The 14,276-nt window shown below is 35.9% G+C and carries 16 protein-coding genes; all 16 read right to left on the reverse strand.

The genetic code is table 11. The features are described 5' to 3' along the window. Nucleotides 1-135: 135 nt before the first annotated feature. The 16 genes from ACYQ3X_RS07180 to ACYQ3X_RS07255 all read right to left on the reverse strand — a co-directional run bounded on the left by ACYQ3X_RS07180 (nucleotide 136) and on the right by ACYQ3X_RS07255 (nucleotide 14,273). A complete protein-coding gene (locus ACYQ3X_RS07180; protein ID WP_460181125.1) occupies nucleotides 136-846 on the reverse strand; it encodes a peptidoglycan DD-metalloendopeptidase family protein in 711 nt (236 codons plus the stop codon). A 7-nt stretch (nucleotides 847-853) separates the two neighbouring features. Beyond that, on the reverse strand, nucleotides 854-1,957 hold the full coding sequence (locus ACYQ3X_RS07185; protein ID WP_460181126.1) for a flagellar basal body P-ring protein FlgI: 1,104 nt from the start codon (nucleotides 1,955-1,957) through the stop codon (nucleotides 854-856). A 12-nt stretch (nucleotides 1,958-1,969) separates the two neighbouring features. Continuing rightward, nucleotides 1,970-2,686 carry a flagellar basal body L-ring protein FlgH gene (locus ACYQ3X_RS07190; protein WP_460181127.1) on the reverse strand — a complete coding sequence of 239 codons (717 nt, stop codon included), beginning with the start codon at nucleotides 2,684-2,686 and terminating at the stop codon, nucleotides 1,970-1,972. Next, nucleotides 2,683-3,354: a flagellar basal body P-ring formation chaperone FlgA gene (flgA, locus tag ACYQ3X_RS07195; protein WP_460181128.1), complete on the reverse strand. Its 672-nt coding sequence runs from the start codon at nucleotides 3,352-3,354 to the stop codon at nucleotides 2,683-2,685. The genes ACYQ3X_RS07190 and flgA overlap by 4 nt, the downstream gene beginning before the upstream one ends. 2 nt (nucleotides 3,355-3,356) lie before the next feature. Beyond that, nucleotides 3,357-4,145 (reverse strand): flagellar basal-body rod protein FlgG, encoded by a 789-nt coding sequence (gene flgG / locus ACYQ3X_RS07200; protein ID WP_460181129.1) that lies wholly within the window; start codon nucleotides 4,143-4,145, stop codon nucleotides 3,357-3,359. Nucleotides 4,146-4,158: 13 nt separating this feature from the next. Further along, nucleotides 4,159-4,878, reverse strand: coding sequence for a flagellar basal-body rod protein FlgF (flgF, locus tag ACYQ3X_RS07205; protein ID WP_460181130.1), 720 nt, complete (start codon nucleotides 4,876-4,878; stop codon nucleotides 4,159-4,161). Nucleotides 4,879-4,987: 109 nt separating this feature from the next. Further along, on the reverse strand, nucleotides 4,988-5,167 hold the full coding sequence (locus ACYQ3X_RS07210; RefSeq protein ID WP_460181131.1) for a hypothetical protein: 180 nt from the start codon (nucleotides 5,165-5,167) through the stop codon (nucleotides 4,988-4,990). A 4-nt stretch (nucleotides 5,168-5,171) separates the two neighbouring features. Beyond that, complete coding sequence (locus tag ACYQ3X_RS07215) at nucleotides 5,172-6,011, reverse strand: HDOD domain-containing protein (RefSeq protein ID WP_460181132.1); 840 nt, start codon at nucleotides 6,009-6,011, stop codon at nucleotides 5,172-5,174. Between the two features lie 9 nt (nucleotides 6,012-6,020). Further along, a complete protein-coding gene (locus ACYQ3X_RS07220; protein ID WP_460181133.1) occupies nucleotides 6,021-7,076 on the reverse strand; it encodes a protein-glutamate methylesterase/protein-glutamine glutaminase in 1,056 nt (351 codons plus the stop codon). A 12-nt stretch (nucleotides 7,077-7,088) separates the two neighbouring features. After that, a complete protein-coding gene (locus ACYQ3X_RS07225) occupies nucleotides 7,089-8,273 on the reverse strand; it encodes a protein phosphatase CheZ (RefSeq protein WP_460181134.1) in 1,185 nt (394 codons plus the stop codon). A 20-nt stretch (nucleotides 8,274-8,293) separates the two neighbouring features. Beyond that, on the reverse strand, nucleotides 8,294-9,988 hold the full coding sequence (locus ACYQ3X_RS07230; protein WP_460181135.1) for a chemotaxis protein CheA: 1,695 nt from the start codon (nucleotides 9,986-9,988) through the stop codon (nucleotides 8,294-8,296). Beyond that, nucleotides 9,988-10,392, reverse strand: a complete 405-nt coding sequence (locus tag ACYQ3X_RS07235; RefSeq protein WP_460181136.1) for a chemotaxis response regulator CheY — start codon at nucleotides 10,390-10,392, stop codon at nucleotides 9,988-9,990. Before ACYQ3X_RS07235 ends, ACYQ3X_RS07230 begins: the two co-directional genes overlap by 1 nt. Before the next feature lie 12 nt (nucleotides 10,393-10,404). Further along, nucleotides 10,405-10,779, reverse strand: a complete 375-nt coding sequence (locus ACYQ3X_RS07240) for a response regulator (protein ID WP_460181137.1) — start codon at nucleotides 10,777-10,779, stop codon at nucleotides 10,405-10,407. Nucleotides 10,780-10,792: 13 nt separating this feature from the next. Then, nucleotides 10,793-11,638: a CheR family methyltransferase gene (locus ACYQ3X_RS07245; RefSeq protein WP_460181138.1), complete on the reverse strand. Its 846-nt coding sequence runs from the start codon at nucleotides 11,636-11,638 to the stop codon at nucleotides 10,793-10,795. Then, the gene (locus ACYQ3X_RS07250) at nucleotides 11,635-13,515 is read right to left on the reverse strand and encodes a HEAT repeat domain-containing protein (RefSeq protein WP_460181139.1); all 1,881 of its coding nucleotides are present in this window, start codon (nucleotides 13,513-13,515) and stop codon (nucleotides 11,635-11,637) included. Before ACYQ3X_RS07250 ends, ACYQ3X_RS07245 begins: the two co-directional genes overlap by 4 nt. A gap of 56 nt (nucleotides 13,516-13,571) precedes the next feature. Beyond that, nucleotides 13,572-14,273 carry a sigma-70 family RNA polymerase sigma factor gene (locus tag ACYQ3X_RS07255; protein WP_460181140.1) on the reverse strand — a complete coding sequence of 234 codons (702 nt, stop codon included), beginning with the start codon at nucleotides 14,271-14,273 and terminating at the stop codon, nucleotides 13,572-13,574. Nucleotides 14,274-14,276 lie beyond the last annotated feature (3 nt).

Below are 14,276 nucleotides of genomic sequence, written 5' to 3' on the forward strand. Positions count from 1 at the left end.
CTCCTCTCCGCCCTGCGGGCAGCAGCCCTTCGGGCTATTCAAACGTCTTCGGCTAATTCAAAGTTCAACCGCCCTACGGGGCTTAGCCCTGCGGGCTATTCAAAGTTCAAAGTTCAAGGCTCAAATAGTCTTTTTTTATGAAATCGGCGATTTTTCAGAATTATTTAACATAGCCACAGGATTCACAGCCACTCCATCTTTGCGAACTTCAAAGTGAAGATGAGGACCTGTTGTTCTTCCTGTTGAACCTGATAAAGCAATAACGCTCTGAGAGGTAACAGTATCTCCAGTTTTAACAAGATTTTTTGAATTATGGGCATAAACTGTCTGAATTCCATTTTCATGTTCCACTATAACACAGTTTCCATATCCACCCATCCATCCAGAATAAATAACCTTTCCAGATAAAACAGGTTTAACAGGTGTGCCTTCAGGAACTGCTATGTCTATTCCATTATGATGCCTTAGTTTCCCATCTATTGGGTCAATTCTTAATCCAAAGGATGATGTTATTCTGCCTGACACTGGTAAAGAGAGCTTATCAGGCAAATTATTGTGTTTTTCTGAAGGAGGTTTAAGTTCAATTTTCTGGTTTTTTGAAATACTGTTTAAAAAGGTTGGATTCTCAGTTAAAAATCTACCAATTCCTGCATTACCAGCCATCATTTCTGCTATCTGGGGGATAATAACTGTCATATAGGTTGAAGTTGTTCTACCTTCAGAAAAAGATGTATTTTCAAACATAACCTTTAACAGCTCAGTAAGAAAAACTGTTTCAATTTTTTTTGAAAGTTCTTTTGCATCCTGCGATGTATTCAATGTTTGATTATTAACTCTGCTTATCACAGTAACCTCACATTATGACTAAATCTGCTTTCAATGCACCGGATGTTTTTAATGCCTGAAGTATTGATATTAAATCCTTAGGTGTCACTCCCAGTGCATTTAATGCTTTTACTAATTCTCCTACTGTGGAACCCTGCACTTCTAACAGAGATGCCTGCTTTTCTTCAGTTTTTATTTCAGTTCTCGGCTGAGTCTCTGTTATTGCTCCTCTTGGAGCTAAAGGAGGTGGCTGAATAACTTCAGGAGTTTCCTTAATTGTAATTGTTAAACCACCATGAGCCAGTGCTACAGGAGTTATTTTTACATGAGAACCAATAACAACAGTGCCTGTTCTTTCATTTATAACAACGCGTGCTGGTAAATCAGTGGAAACTTCAACTTTCTCAACTTCAGCCATAAAATCAAGCACATCTCCTCTGTAATTTGATGGAACATTAACTGCCACAGTGCCTGGATCTAGGGCTTTTGCAATACCTGCTTTAAAAGTTTCATTTATTTTTTCTGCAATATTTCTTGCAGTAGTTATATCAGGAAATTGAAGGAGAAGCTGAAGTTCGTTCTTTGCATTTAAATTAACAGAAACAGTCTTCTCAACAATAGCTCCTTCAGGAATATATCCAACATTTTGATGATTTTTTATAGTCTGGGCAGCTCTTCCTGCAGCAATAAAACCACCTATTGAAATAGGTCCCTGCGCCAGTGCATAAACTTCTCCATCAGGACCTATAAGAGGAGTCATAAGAAGTGTTCCACCCTGAAGAGATTTAGCATCACCAATAGAGGATACCTGAACATCTATCTTTGCACCTGGCTTAACATTTGTAGGAAGCTTTGCAGTAACCATTACAGCTGCAACATTTTTAACTTTACCTTTTAAATCCTTTACATTTATTGTGATTCCCATTCTGCTGAGCATATTGGCAATTGGCTGATAAAGATATGTTCCATCCTTGTCTCCTGTGCCGTTTAATCCTACCACAAGACCATAGCCAACAAGCTGATTTTCCCTTATTCCAGCCCAGTTTGCTATATCCTTTATTCTTTCAGCAAAGGAGGTGGATACAAGAAAAAGAATTAAAAATATAGTGAGAAAACTTCTTCTGACTAACACTCTCTACCTCCTTTAAAATGGCCAGATTTTATCAAGTAATCTTACAAGCCAGCCTTGAGACTGTTTGTCTCCAACTGTGCCTTCACCAACAAGATATATCTGAGCATCTGCCACATACTGACTGAGAATCGTGTTATTCTGACTTATATCGTCAGGTCTTATAATACCTCTCAAGACAAGAATCTCCTTTTCATTGTTAACGATGATCTCTTTTCTTGATTCAATAACAAGATTTCCATTTGGCAAAACCTCAACTACCTTTGCTGTAATTGTTCCAGTAATGCTGCCTGCTCTTTCTGTATCTCCATTTCCTTTAAAATCGCTATTTGCAGAGCCTTTAACAGATGGTGAAAAAACATTCCCTGCCTTATAAAATCCGTTTATAAGTGGAAGATTCTGTATGTTAAAATCTGTGTTCATACCAAAAAATGTATCAACTCCGTAGTTGGTAGAAGAGTTTCTTGATGCAGTGGTTGAAGCCTTTTTCTGTGCTGATGTTGATTCATTTATTAAGATTGTTACAAGGTCATTTACTCTTCGTGCTTTTTTATCTTCATAAAGGGAAGCCCTGTTTTTCCATAAAGAGCCTTCGTTTGTTATCTGAGCCTGTGGAGGTTCTGGATAATACTTTGGAGGCATACCAGCATTTTTGATCTCTCTTACCTCTTTAAGCTCTGAACAGGATGTAAGAAAAACTATAAAAAGGCTTGCTAAAATTAATTTTCTCATAATGACACCCTCACTTTGTCTTTATCTATGAGTTTACCTACAATTTCCTTGCCAGTTTGAATGCAAATAATACGAGCATTCCCTCCAACTACAGCGTCAGATTTTAAAACACCTTCTGTCACTATGGTGACCTTTCCAGCATTTATTATTACATTTACCTTACTTCCTTTTTTAACTGGAGTGTTAGGATAAAGATAGTCTTCTTTAATAATTAAACCTCTGGCAAGACTTCTTTTTACAACCTTTCCTATTATTAACTCACGCTCTGTAATAGCTCCAGAAGGAATTCTGCTCAAAGGTTGCTTTATTTCTATGATGTCTTCTTCTGTAACAGGCTCACCTCTTTTTAATGACCTTTGAGTCACATAAACTGTGGTTAAAATTTCATAATTTGCCAGAGCTCTATGCTGTCTCTTCCCACAATTAAATGTGAACTCTACAGAGCTTGGTCTTTTTATTTCCCGAATTTTTACATTTTCAGGGATGCAGCTTCTCTCAGGTTCAAATCCTATAAATTTTATCTGTCCAATCTGAACTTCTTTGCTGAATGATAATTTTTTCATCTCTTTTGCAAGAAGTTGAGACAAAACAGCAGTATCAAAGGCAAAGCCTGAGAAACTCATTAAAAAAGAGAGGGAAATTATTAATAATGTTAAAACCTTACGCATTTTTACCTCTTAAGTGCTGCTACAGTTTGTAACATTTCATCAGATGTCTGCACTGCTTTTGAGTTGATATCAAAGGCTCTCTGAGCAATTATCATATTTGCAAGCTCTTCAACGATGTTTACATTTGACATCTCAAGAAAACCCTGAACAATTCTTCCTCTTCCTTCTGTTCCAGGAGCTCCAGTTGTTGGAGTTCCAGAGGCATCTGTTTCAATAAAAAGATTTTTACCAATTGCCTGTAAGCCCCCTGGATTTATAAATCTTGCAAGTTCTATAGTTCCGATCTGAACAGGTGCAACTGTTCCAGGCTGTAGCACAGTAACGGTTCCATCTGCTCCTACTGTTATTTTTAAAGCATCAGAGGGCACTGTAATTCCTGGTTCAATTGGATATCCATCATTTGTCACAATCCTTCCATCTTTGTCAATTCTGAAATTACCTGCTCTTGTATAGGCAATTGTTCCATCAGGAAGTGTGACCTGAAAAAATCCATCTCCATCAATTGCCAGATCAAGGTCATTACCTGTGTTCACAAGATCACCTGGAGTGAAAAACTTTGCCACTGCAACAGGTTTTACACCAAGACCAATCTGAATTCCAGTGGGATACTGTGTTCCATCATCAGATGGTGCACCTGGATTGATAATGTTTTGATAAAGTAAGTCTTGAAACTCTGCTCTTCCTTTTTTGAATCCTGTAGTATTAACATTAGCAAGATTATGGGAAATCACATCCAAATTCAACTGCTGAGCATACATTCCTGTTGCTGCTGTAAAAAGAGACCTTAACATGGTTTACCTCCTTTCAGATTCTTGCAATTTCACTTACAGCTCTCTGTGCAAGCTGATCAAAATTCATGGTAACTCTCTGAGTTATATCAAAGTTTCTTATAGCCTGAATCATCTGAACCATCTCACTCATTGGATTTACATTTGAAGACTCTATCCAGCCCTGCAAAATCTGACCACTTGCTTGACCAGATTCTATTCCTTCATAAAGGGACTGCCCAATGTGTCTCAGACTATTTAGTCTCACAATTTTAATGCGTCCAGCAGGATTTCCATCAATAAAGAGACTGCCGTCCTTTGCAATCTCTATTTTTGTTCCATCTATTACTATTGGATTGTTGTTTTCATCAAGAACCCTTAATCCTGCCTGTGTGACAAGATAGTTTTCCCTGTCTCGTGTAAATGAGCCTTCACGAGTGTATAAAATTTTATTACCCTGTCTTACAGTAAAAAATCCCTCTCCCTGTATGGCAAGGTCAAAGGGATTTTGTGTTTGTTTTAAAACACCCTGAGATGTATCAATGTATTGAGTTCCAAAATATGTTTGAGCTCTTGCATCCTGATAAATAGCATTAGGCTCATAAGGTTTTCCTGAAAGCAATGGATAAAGCCTGCTTGCAAACTGCTGTCTTTTATATCCTGTGGTATTAATGTTGGCAAGATTATTGGCTACAGCATCAAGTTCATACTGCCTCATGCTCATTCCAGTCATTGTTATGTAAATTCCTTTGTACATTCTAACACTTGTAAAAGCAATAAATATGCCAGGGCAATGCTTTTGAGAATTTTTATTTTACTTAGAAGTGAAAAATGCTGGAGTGGGAAATTTTTTCCTGAATGGAATTTTATGCTTCTATATCTATTTTATGTTCTGAAGATTCTTTATGTGTAGTTTTTTCTTCAGGCTGTGCTTCTTTCTTTTTAAACTTTTTCCTCAGTTTGTATTTTGCAAAAACAGAACCCTCCCTTACAGGTTTTATGCCTCTGTAAGGTCCAAGAGGATCTATTCTGTCTTCAGGGCTCATTTTTTTAGCTCAATAAATAATCTTTTTGCTGTTCAAACTTAATTTTAAAAAGTCCTATAAGTTCATTTATAGAATCTTCTGTCATACCGAGGGATTCAAAATCTATTTTAGTCAGGAAAGGTTCTTTTAATCCTATTCCGAGATTGAGACATATCTGATCTGCAACCCTTACAATATTGCAGATATCGGCAAATGCCTGATCTTCGTAATCTGGATAGGGATATGTATGATGATAGGTTATAACTATTTCAAGTTTTTCTGGAAGTCTCCATTTCTTCGCAATGAGATTGCCTATAATTGTATGGTTAAATCCCAGTATTTCATCCTCAATTTCTATTATTGGACGATTTTCCTTATACATTTTTTCATAAATTTGAATGTAGATTTCAGGCATAGTATTGTTTATAACTGTTTTACCCACATCATGGATTAATCCACATACCAAAGCCTCATCTGAAGTTGCCATATGAGTTACCATGGCAATCAAACTTGAACAGAGAGCTACTCCAAGACTGTGCTCCCAGAGTCTTTGCTCAAAAACACCGAAATTTCTGTGTAAATCTTTTAATGAGGTGGCAATAACAAGGGATTTAAGAGTTTCAAACCCGATAAGAAGTATTGCCTGTGGAATATCTTCAATTTTTCTGTCACGGCCATAATAGGGAGAATTTGCTATCCTCAAAAGTCTTGTGGCAAATCCCTGATCGCGGGATATTATTTCCTCAAGAGCCCTTAAAGAAGCATAATCATCATGAATAAGATTCATAACTTTCATAGCAATTGGTGGTAAAGAAGGAATATCAACTGTCTTAAGAATTATTCTTTCTATAATCTCTTCCTGCAAAAATACCTCCTATACTGCGTTTATTATTTCACCTGCCATTTCTTCAAGGGGCACTACTTTGTCAGCAATTCCAGCATCCACAACTGCTTTTGGCATACCATATACTACACAACTGTCTTCACTTTGTGCAAATACTCTTCCGCCTGTTTCCTTAATTTTCTTACATCCCTTTGCTCCATCATTACCCATTCCTGTAAGTATTACTCCAAGACTTCTACCAGGAAAACATTCTGCAACAGATAACATTAAAACATCAACGCTTGGACGATATATGAATTCTTCTTTGTCTTCTGAAATGGAAACAAAGATTTCAATCCCTCTTCTTTTAAGTCTCATATGTCCTCTGCCTGGAGCAATGTATACAATACCAGGTTTTACAGTTTCTCCTTCTTCTGCTTCTTTTACTGAAAGCTGACTTAATTGATCAAGTCTTTCTGCAAAGGGCTTTGTAAAATTAGGTGGCATGTGCTGGGCAATAACTACTGGAACTGGAAAATCCTTTGGCAGATTTGGAATAATCTCCTGAAGTGCCTTTGGACCTCCTGTGGAAGTTCCAATGGATACTATTCCAACTTTTCTTTCCGTAGTTATTCTCGTTTTAGGAACCTCCACCTTAGGAACTTCAATTTTAGGCTCTGTGGTTTTGACTGCTGGTTTTCTTTTTGCAATTCCTCGTCTGCCAATTGTTTTAATTTTGTCAATCAGCATTCCTTTAATCTTAACAATGTTGACAGAAAGTTCAGCAAGATTTTTAGGTATAAAATCTATTGCGCCAAGTTCCAGTGCTTCAAGAGTTACCTTTGCTCCTTCTGTTGTAAGGGAGCTAACCATAAGAACAGGAACAGGGCATTTTTGCATTATCTCTTTTAATGCAGTTATGCCATCCATTCTTGGCATTTCCACATCCATTGTTACAATATCAGGCTTGAGTTCCTGAACCATCTGAACAGCTTCAACTCCATCCCTTGCTGTTCCAACTACTTTAATTTCAGGGTCTTCCTGTAACATGGCTGTTATTGCCTTTCGCATAAATGCAGAATCATCAACAACCAAAACTTTAATCATAATTGAATCTCCTTAAAAACCAAATTCTTTAAGAAGCTCATCAACATCTTCCTGGGAAACTTTCTCAACTTCCTTTTTAGCTGCTTCCTTTTCCTCAATTTTCAGTCCAAAGGTGGTTATAAGACGAATAAGCTCTATCTCAAGGTCTCCTACAAGAGTAATCACCTTTTTGAGAACCTGCCCTGTCAAATCCTGGAAAGATTGAGTTGTAAGAATTTCTGTTAAATCATCTTCAAGAGAGTTTTTAAACTCTCTAAGGAATTCTACACTTTCTGAAGGTCCCTGAAGTCCTCTTATATGATTTGCAAGGTCATCCATTTTTAAAATATATTTTTCAACAATTTCCATCGTCTTATTTGCTGCTTCCTCTGTTTTGTCAATGACCATCTGAAGCTGATCAACTGCTCTCGGCATCTGCTGAGTAGCAATTTCTCTAAGTCTTGGATCAAGTGCTTCTCTAAAACTCTTTAAAGAATCATGAAGCTTTCTTGCAACTTTTCCCACTTCTTTAAATAAATCACTCTGACTTTTCTGAATTATGTTATTCATTATTCTGTCTGCCTGCTCATAATCTCCCTGAGTTACTGCATTCATAAAATTTGTTATTTCTTCCAGCAATATATATTTTGGGTCATCCTTTGCTATACCCTTTTGTTCATAAAATTTTACAGGATCTATAACCTCAGTAACTGTTACTTCTCCTCCAATTCCACTGACTTTTTTCACAACCTCAACTCTATCTCCTTCATTATGAACCTCTACAATTTCCTCTTCAAAAAGGCTCTGGTCTTCTGAAGGAATTAATTTCTTCGTATCAAGCAAAATAAACAGTCTATCATTTAAACGGGCAACACCTTCTATCTGAGTCTGTCCATGCTGCATAAACTCTTCAGCAGGTTCAATATTTGTTTCATCTATGTTTACCACTCCAGTAATATCATCTACCAGTGCGCCAAAGGTTATCTTTCCTGAGGAAATAACAATCACTTTTCCTCCATTTTTTTCTTCTGCAATCCCAAGAATTCTTTTCAGGTTTACAATAGGAATGACTCTACCACGAAGATTTGTAACTCCTTCAACATAAAACGGCACTCCAGGCATTTTTGTAATTTGAGGCAGTTTAATAATCTCCTGAACTTTAAGAATAGGGACTGTGTATTCGTTTTTTTCCAGAATAAATCCAATGTACTGTTTCATTTTCTCTCTCTCCCTTTAATTTATTTTACAGTTAAAACTTTTCTTGAAAGCACAGCAAGGTCAAGAATTAATACAACCTTGCCATCTCCTGTTATTGTGGCACCCATTATTCCACATTCTTCAGAATCTACACCATTTATGGTTTTTATAACAATTTCTTCCTGTCCTAAAACAGAGTCCACAGAGATACAGAATCTTCTGTCTCCCACACTTGCTACAAGAATATATTTTCTATCACCTTCAGCACTACCTGTTGCTCCAAGAATTTCATTTAACATGAAAAGGGGTAAAACTCTGTTTCTTATTGTAAGAACTTTCTGTCCTGTTACCTCTTTTATTTCATTGATGTTTATTCTTAATGTCTCTTCAATCATGGATTGAGGTATGGCATATGTTTCTTCTCCCACTTGCACCATCATAGCCTGAATTATTGCCAGCGTAAGAGGCAAGCTTATTCTGAAAGTTGTTCCCTTATCTCTTTCAGTAAATATTTCCACATATCCATTTAGTTTTGCTACATTTGATTTAACAACATCCATTCCCACTCCTCTGCCACTCAGCTCTGTTGAAACATCCTTTGTGGAAAAACCTGGCAGAAAGATTAAATTTATTATTGCCTCTTCAGACATTTTTTCAGCTTCTTCAAGTGTGATAAGCCCTTTTGTAATTGCCTTTGCTTTAACAGCCTCAACATCTATTCCTTTACCATCATCTGAGATATCTATAACAATCTGAGTTCCCTTCTGATATGCATTTATGACAATTTTACCTTTTGATGGCTTTCCCTTTGAGATTCTCTCTTCAGGAGACTCTATTCCGTGATCTATTGAATTCCTTATGATATGAACAAGAGGATCTCCAATATGTTCAATAACTGATTTGTCAACCTCTGTATCTTCACCAATAATCTCAAGGTCAACTTCTTTTCCAAGAGTTCTTGCAAGGTCTCTTACCATTCTCGGGAATTTTACAAATACTTTTTGAAGAGGCTGCATTCTCATCTTCATTACAGCAAGCTGAAGATCTGAAGTAACTCTGTCAAGAAATGCAGTTGTTTCAATAAGTCCTTCTATATGCTCATCGCCTCCATATTTTGCTTCAAGTTTGTTTGAAAGATTAAGAAGCCTGTTACGAGCAAGAACTATCTCTCCTGCAAGGTCCATAACCTTGTCTATTCTTTCAACATCAACCCTGAGAGTGGATACCTCTTTTTCCTTTTCTTTTGGAGCCTGTGCAGTTGGTTCTAAAGTTTTTGTTTCAACCTCCTGAGGTTCAATTTTTTCAACCTTTTCAATAACTTCACCGGTTTCTGAAGCCTCTTTCTTTGAAGCTTTCTGAAGAGCGATGTCAAGTAAGTCAAGAACTGGCTTAATATCTTCTTTAGGTTCTTCTTTTGCTTTAATATGAGAAATCAACATTTTTAATGTATCTACCGCTTTAAGAATTGCATCAGTGAGTTCTGAAGAAATTGAGATTTCACCTTCCCGAACTTTTTTCAGAATTGTCTCAGCTCTGTGAGCAACATCTACAACATTCTGAAATCCAAGAAATCCTGCAGCTCCTTTAAGAGTATGCATTCCTCTGAATATCTCGTTTATAATTTCAGGATCTTCACCCTTACTTTCAAGTTCTACAAAAAGAGGATCAATCTGTTCAAGGATCTCCTCAGCTTCCACTATAAATTCATTTATTATCTCATCCATCTCATCAGCCATTATTGTCCTCCTTTAAGAGATGGTTTTTTCTGAGCAATTTTTTCAAGCTTTTCTTTGAGAACCTCTCCTGTAAAAGGTTTTACTATGTAGTTGTCAACTCCTGCTTTAATAGCCTCAATGACCTTTTCTTTTTCTGCCTCTGCTGTAACCATCAAAAAGGGAATATCCTTAAGTTGAGGGTCACTTCTTATATGTTTCAAAAGCTCTAATCCTTCCATTACAGGCATGTTCCAGTCTGAAACCACAAGCCCATAATCACCACTTCTTAACTTTCTTAAAGCATCTTCTCCATTTTCTGCTTCTTCTATATTTTCAAACCCAAGCTGTTTTAAAAGATTTTTTACAATTCTTCTCATTGTAGGAAAATCATCCACTACAAGAACTTTTATTTTAAAGTTAAACATATCAAATCCTCCTCATTTATTGAAGATTTTTTTTATTATTCTTTTCATGCTCTCTGTAATCTGCTCAGCATTCGTTGGCTTTACAAGATAGTCATCAACTCCTGCTTCAAAGGCTCTCTTTTTTTCATCTTCATCAGCTTCTGTTGTTATCATAACCACAGGAATATTAGAAAAATCAGGATTTGCTCTTACCTGTCTTGTTAGCTCTATTCCATCCATGTATGGCATATTCATATCTGTAAGAATTAAGTTTATTTTCTCAAGCCCGAGTTTCTGCAATGCTTCAAGTCCATTTTCAGCAGTAACCACTTCATATCCTTTGTTTTTCAGAATTAGAGATATCATTTTTCTTGTTGTTTTATCATCATCCACTACAAGAATTTTCATAAAACCCTCCTTACTAAACTTTTTGATATACAACAACTTTATTAATCACAACAGGACGAAATGCTCTTGTTATGTTGTGAAGACTCTCTGATGTTCCCACAAAAAGATAACCCTTTGGACGCAAAACATCATAAATAAGGGAAACTGCTTTCTTTTTTGCTTTATCATCAAAATAAATTAAGACATTTCTGCAAAATACAACATCTATGCCTTTAAGTTGCTTGACTTCTTTTTCTTCTATAAGATTTATGTTCATAAATTTTACCATTGATTTTACTGTTTCAGAGAGAACATAAATGCCACCTGAGTCTTTAAAATACTTTGCCATATACTGTGGTGGAACGTTTCTTACAGAATACGAGCCATACATAGCTTTTCTTGCAGACATTAAAACCGATTCACTTATATCAGATGCATATATCTCTTTTCTAAAAGAAACTAACTCAGGTTTATCAAGCAGTATCATTGCAATTGTATAAGCTTCTTCTCCTGTTGAACAGGCAGCAGACCATATCTTTATATCCCTTCTTCCCATCTGATTATTCTCTTTAATTATCTGCGGAATAAGATTATTTGAAAATACTTCAAACTGTTGAGGTTCTCTGAAGAAAAAGGTTTCATTTGTTGTGACCGCATCAAAAAGCCTCGCTATATCATTTCTGTTTGCACTGTATTTTAAAAAATAAAGATAGTCTTCAAAATTACGCAAATTTTTTTCCTTTAAAATTCTGCTCAGTCTGTTTTCAAGAAAGTATTTTTTATTGTCAGGAACATATATTCCTGTTTTTTCATAGATAAAATCTCTCAACTGTTTAAAAACTTCATCATTTATTGTGATGGAAGAGGAAGTAGTTATCATATTCTTTGTAAAACCTCCTCTATTTTTTCTTTAACTTCCCTCTGAGGATGCTCCCTCTTAGATGCAAGAATGTCATAAACCTGAGCACCACCTATCTCTCCCAAAGCCTCAACCGTAGCAATTACAACAGGAGGAAATGGATCATCTAAGAGAGGAGTGAGTTTTTCAAGCAAGATTTCAGGTTCACAGGCTTTACTAATGGATTTTACAGCATAGTATCTTATCCATGGGTCTTCATCTTCAAGGCATTGAAACAATACATCAGAGCAGAAACTGGCTTCTCCAAGAGCTAAAATCGCTGCCTTTTTTAGATCTTTATCATTAGATTTAATAAATTCAAGAATCCTATTTATAGCTTCTTCTGTAGCAACTCTGCCAAGTCCATATATGGCTGCTTTTTGCACATCCCTGTCTTCGCACTGAGAAAGCATATTTAAAATATCCATTGAATAAGTCATTCCTGCCAGAGCCTGCTTTACTTCTTTTTTGTAAGACTTTAAATTTTTTAAAAACTTCTCCTGATCAATTGATATGAGAGCTGAAACAATTGCTTCAATAATGTCTGGATATGCTTCTCTTTCAAGCAAATGATAAAGAGGTTCATAGGCTTCTGGAGCTCTTATCATTCCAAGAGCTTGTATTGCTGCCTTTCTGACATTTGCATCCTGATCTTCATTGCTTTTTTTAATAAGAGGTTGAATAATTTCAGTGCCTCCAATTTCGCCAAGTGCCTTTGCTGATGCGATTCTTATGTCTCTTTTTATATCTTCAAGAAGTCTGATGAGAATAGGAATGGCTTTTTTACTTCTTAATTTACCAAGCAGTTTTATAACAAAAGCTTTTGCTCTATATTTAAGTTTATTTTTTTCAATCATAGAGATTAGCTCATCTTCTGAATCTATTGAAAGTAAGACTTCCTCTAAAGCCTCTATTTTTTCTTCATAATCAAAACAGCCCGGATCAAGAGCTCCTGCTTCTTCCACAACTAAAGGAACTGCTTCTACAAGATTCAATAGTTTCACTCCTTTCAGAGCTATAAGTTTATCCTCCCATTCCTGTTCTTTAAAAATTGAAAGAATTTCTTCCTTTATTTCCTGTCCATCAGGGATTATTCCTATTCTTATTAAAGCTTTAACGATCTCTTTCTTTTCATCCTTTGTACCAACAGGAAAATATTTTAAAAGAGGCTCTGCAACCTTTTCAGTTCCAATTTTCCCGAGAGTATCAATTGCTTCTGATTTAATTAAAAGCGAGTCTGTGCTTAAAAGAAGCTCACCAATTTTATCTATAGCCTCTTCTGCATGAAGTTGAGCAAGAGCCTGTAAAACATAAAATACAACCCATTCTTCATCCTGCAGATTTTCTATTAATGCAGGAATAGCCTCTTTATATCCAAGTTCTCCCAATGCATGAGCAGCAGCAGCTCTTACATTTCCATTTGGATCTTTAAGCAGAGGGAGTATCTCACTTCCATCAAATCCTTTTTTAATGTCTGCAATTAGATCAAGTGCAAACTTTCTTATATCAGGGTCTTTATCCTTAAGAAGTTTGTAAATAAGCTGGGGTGCTCTGTATCCAATTTCTTTAACTATCAAAATTGCCGTATTTCTTAAATATGCTTCTTCTTCTCTTAATAAAGGAATCACCATATATGTAACAACTTCTCCAGAATTTATTAAAAATCTGTTTTCACTGCCAAGAAAAATTAGAGACTGAGTTGCTGCTTCCTGAACTGCTGTGCTTTCATCTTTTAATGCCTTAATTAATGGATAAACTGCTCTTTCATCACCATTGCCAAGCTCTTCTGCTGCCTGCCTGCGAACTGAAGGATCAGGATCATTAAGTAGCTTAAAAACTATCTGCTTTATGTTTTTCATTATTAAACCTCCAGAAGCAATTGATAATATTATACAAAATTTTTTCTTTAATCAACCTATTTTTCAAGAAAATTTTTCAATTTTAACAATGTCTTTCCGTGAATTTGACTCACTCTTGATAGAGAAACTCCAAGAATCTGTGCAATTTCTTTCATGTTTAACTCTTCATAATAATACAGAGAGATAACAACTTTTTCAATTTCTGAAAGACTCTCAATAGCAGTAGTAAGCTTTTCTTTAAGTTCACGAAGATTTATCTCTTCAAAAATATCTTTTTCATCAGATATAACTTCAAGAAGATTTAATCTGTCTCCGTTTTGAGTGATTAAAGAATTATCCAGACTTATAACATCAGAGGCTGTGATACTCTGATAAACCTGCTGTAATTCCTCAGAAGTAATATTTAAAGAAGCTGCCAGCTGCTCATCTGTTGGCTCTCTGCCAGATTGTTTAAGAGTTTTCCATGCTTTTTTTACATCCTCTACTTTTTTCCGAAATTCCTTTGAAAAAACATCAAGACAGCGAATTTCATCAAGTATAGCTCCTCTTATCCTGTATTCTACAAAAGAATGAAGGGGAACATTTAATGAAGGATTATATTTATTTAATGCTTCAAGCAATCCCTTTATGCCAGCAGAAATTAAATCGTCCAGTTCAAGAACAGATTGAACAATATGATGGTATCTTAAAGCATGGTGCTTTATTTTTGGCAAAAACTCTCTGATAAGTTTTTCTTTTTCATCATCAGAATAAAACATACA

It is taken from the genome of Thermodesulfovibrio sp. TK110 (assembly GCF_054658355.1).

What these genes read in the sequence shown, in the direction of transcription:
- ACYQ3X_RS07235 (WP_460181136.1), bottom strand. Translation starts at nt 10,392, where the DNA reads ATGTTTAACTTTAAAATAAAAGTTCTTGTAGTGGATGATTTTCCTACA.
- ACYQ3X_RS07220 (WP_460181133.1), bottom strand. Translation starts at nt 7,076, where the DNA reads ATGATTAAAGTTTTGGTTGTTGATGATTCTGCATTTATGCGAAAGGCA.
- ACYQ3X_RS07190 (WP_460181127.1), bottom strand. Translation starts at nt 2,686, where the DNA reads ATGAGAAAATTAATTTTAGCAAGCCTTTTTATAGTTTTTCTTACATCC.
- flgG (WP_460181129.1), bottom strand. Translation starts at nt 4,145, where the DNA reads ATGTTAAGGTCTCTTTTTACAGCAGCAACAGGAATGTATGCTCAGCAG.
- ACYQ3X_RS07210 (WP_460181131.1), bottom strand. Translation starts at nt 5,167, where the DNA reads ATGAGCCCTGAAGACAGAATAGATCCTCTTGGACCTTACAGAGGCATA.
- ACYQ3X_RS07255 (WP_460181140.1), bottom strand. Translation starts at nt 14,273, where the DNA reads ATGTTTTATTCTGATGATGAAAAAGAAAAACTTATCAGAGAGTTTTTG.
- flgF (WP_460181130.1), bottom strand. Translation starts at nt 4,878, where the DNA reads ATGTACAAAGGAATTTACATAACAATGACTGGAATGAGCATGAGGCAG.
- ACYQ3X_RS07230 (WP_460181135.1), bottom strand. Translation starts at nt 9,988, where the DNA reads ATGGCTGATGAGATGGATGAGATAATAAATGAATTTATAGTGGAAGCT.
- ACYQ3X_RS07250 (WP_460181139.1), bottom strand. Translation starts at nt 13,515, where the DNA reads ATGAAAAACATAAAGCAGATAGTTTTTAAGCTACTTAATGATCCTGAT.
- ACYQ3X_RS07225 (WP_460181134.1), bottom strand. Translation starts at nt 8,273, where the DNA reads ATGAAACAGTACATTGGATTTATTCTGGAAAAAAACGAATACACAGTC.
- ACYQ3X_RS07245 (WP_460181138.1), bottom strand. Translation starts at nt 11,638, where the DNA reads ATGATAACTACTTCCTCTTCCATCACAATAAATGATGAAGTTTTTAAA.
- flgA (WP_460181128.1), bottom strand. Translation starts at nt 3,354, where the DNA reads ATGCGTAAGGTTTTAACATTATTAATAATTTCCCTCTCTTTTTTAATG.
- ACYQ3X_RS07240 (WP_460181137.1), bottom strand. Translation starts at nt 10,779, where the DNA reads ATGAAAATTCTTGTAGTGGATGATGATAAAACAACAAGAAAAATGATA.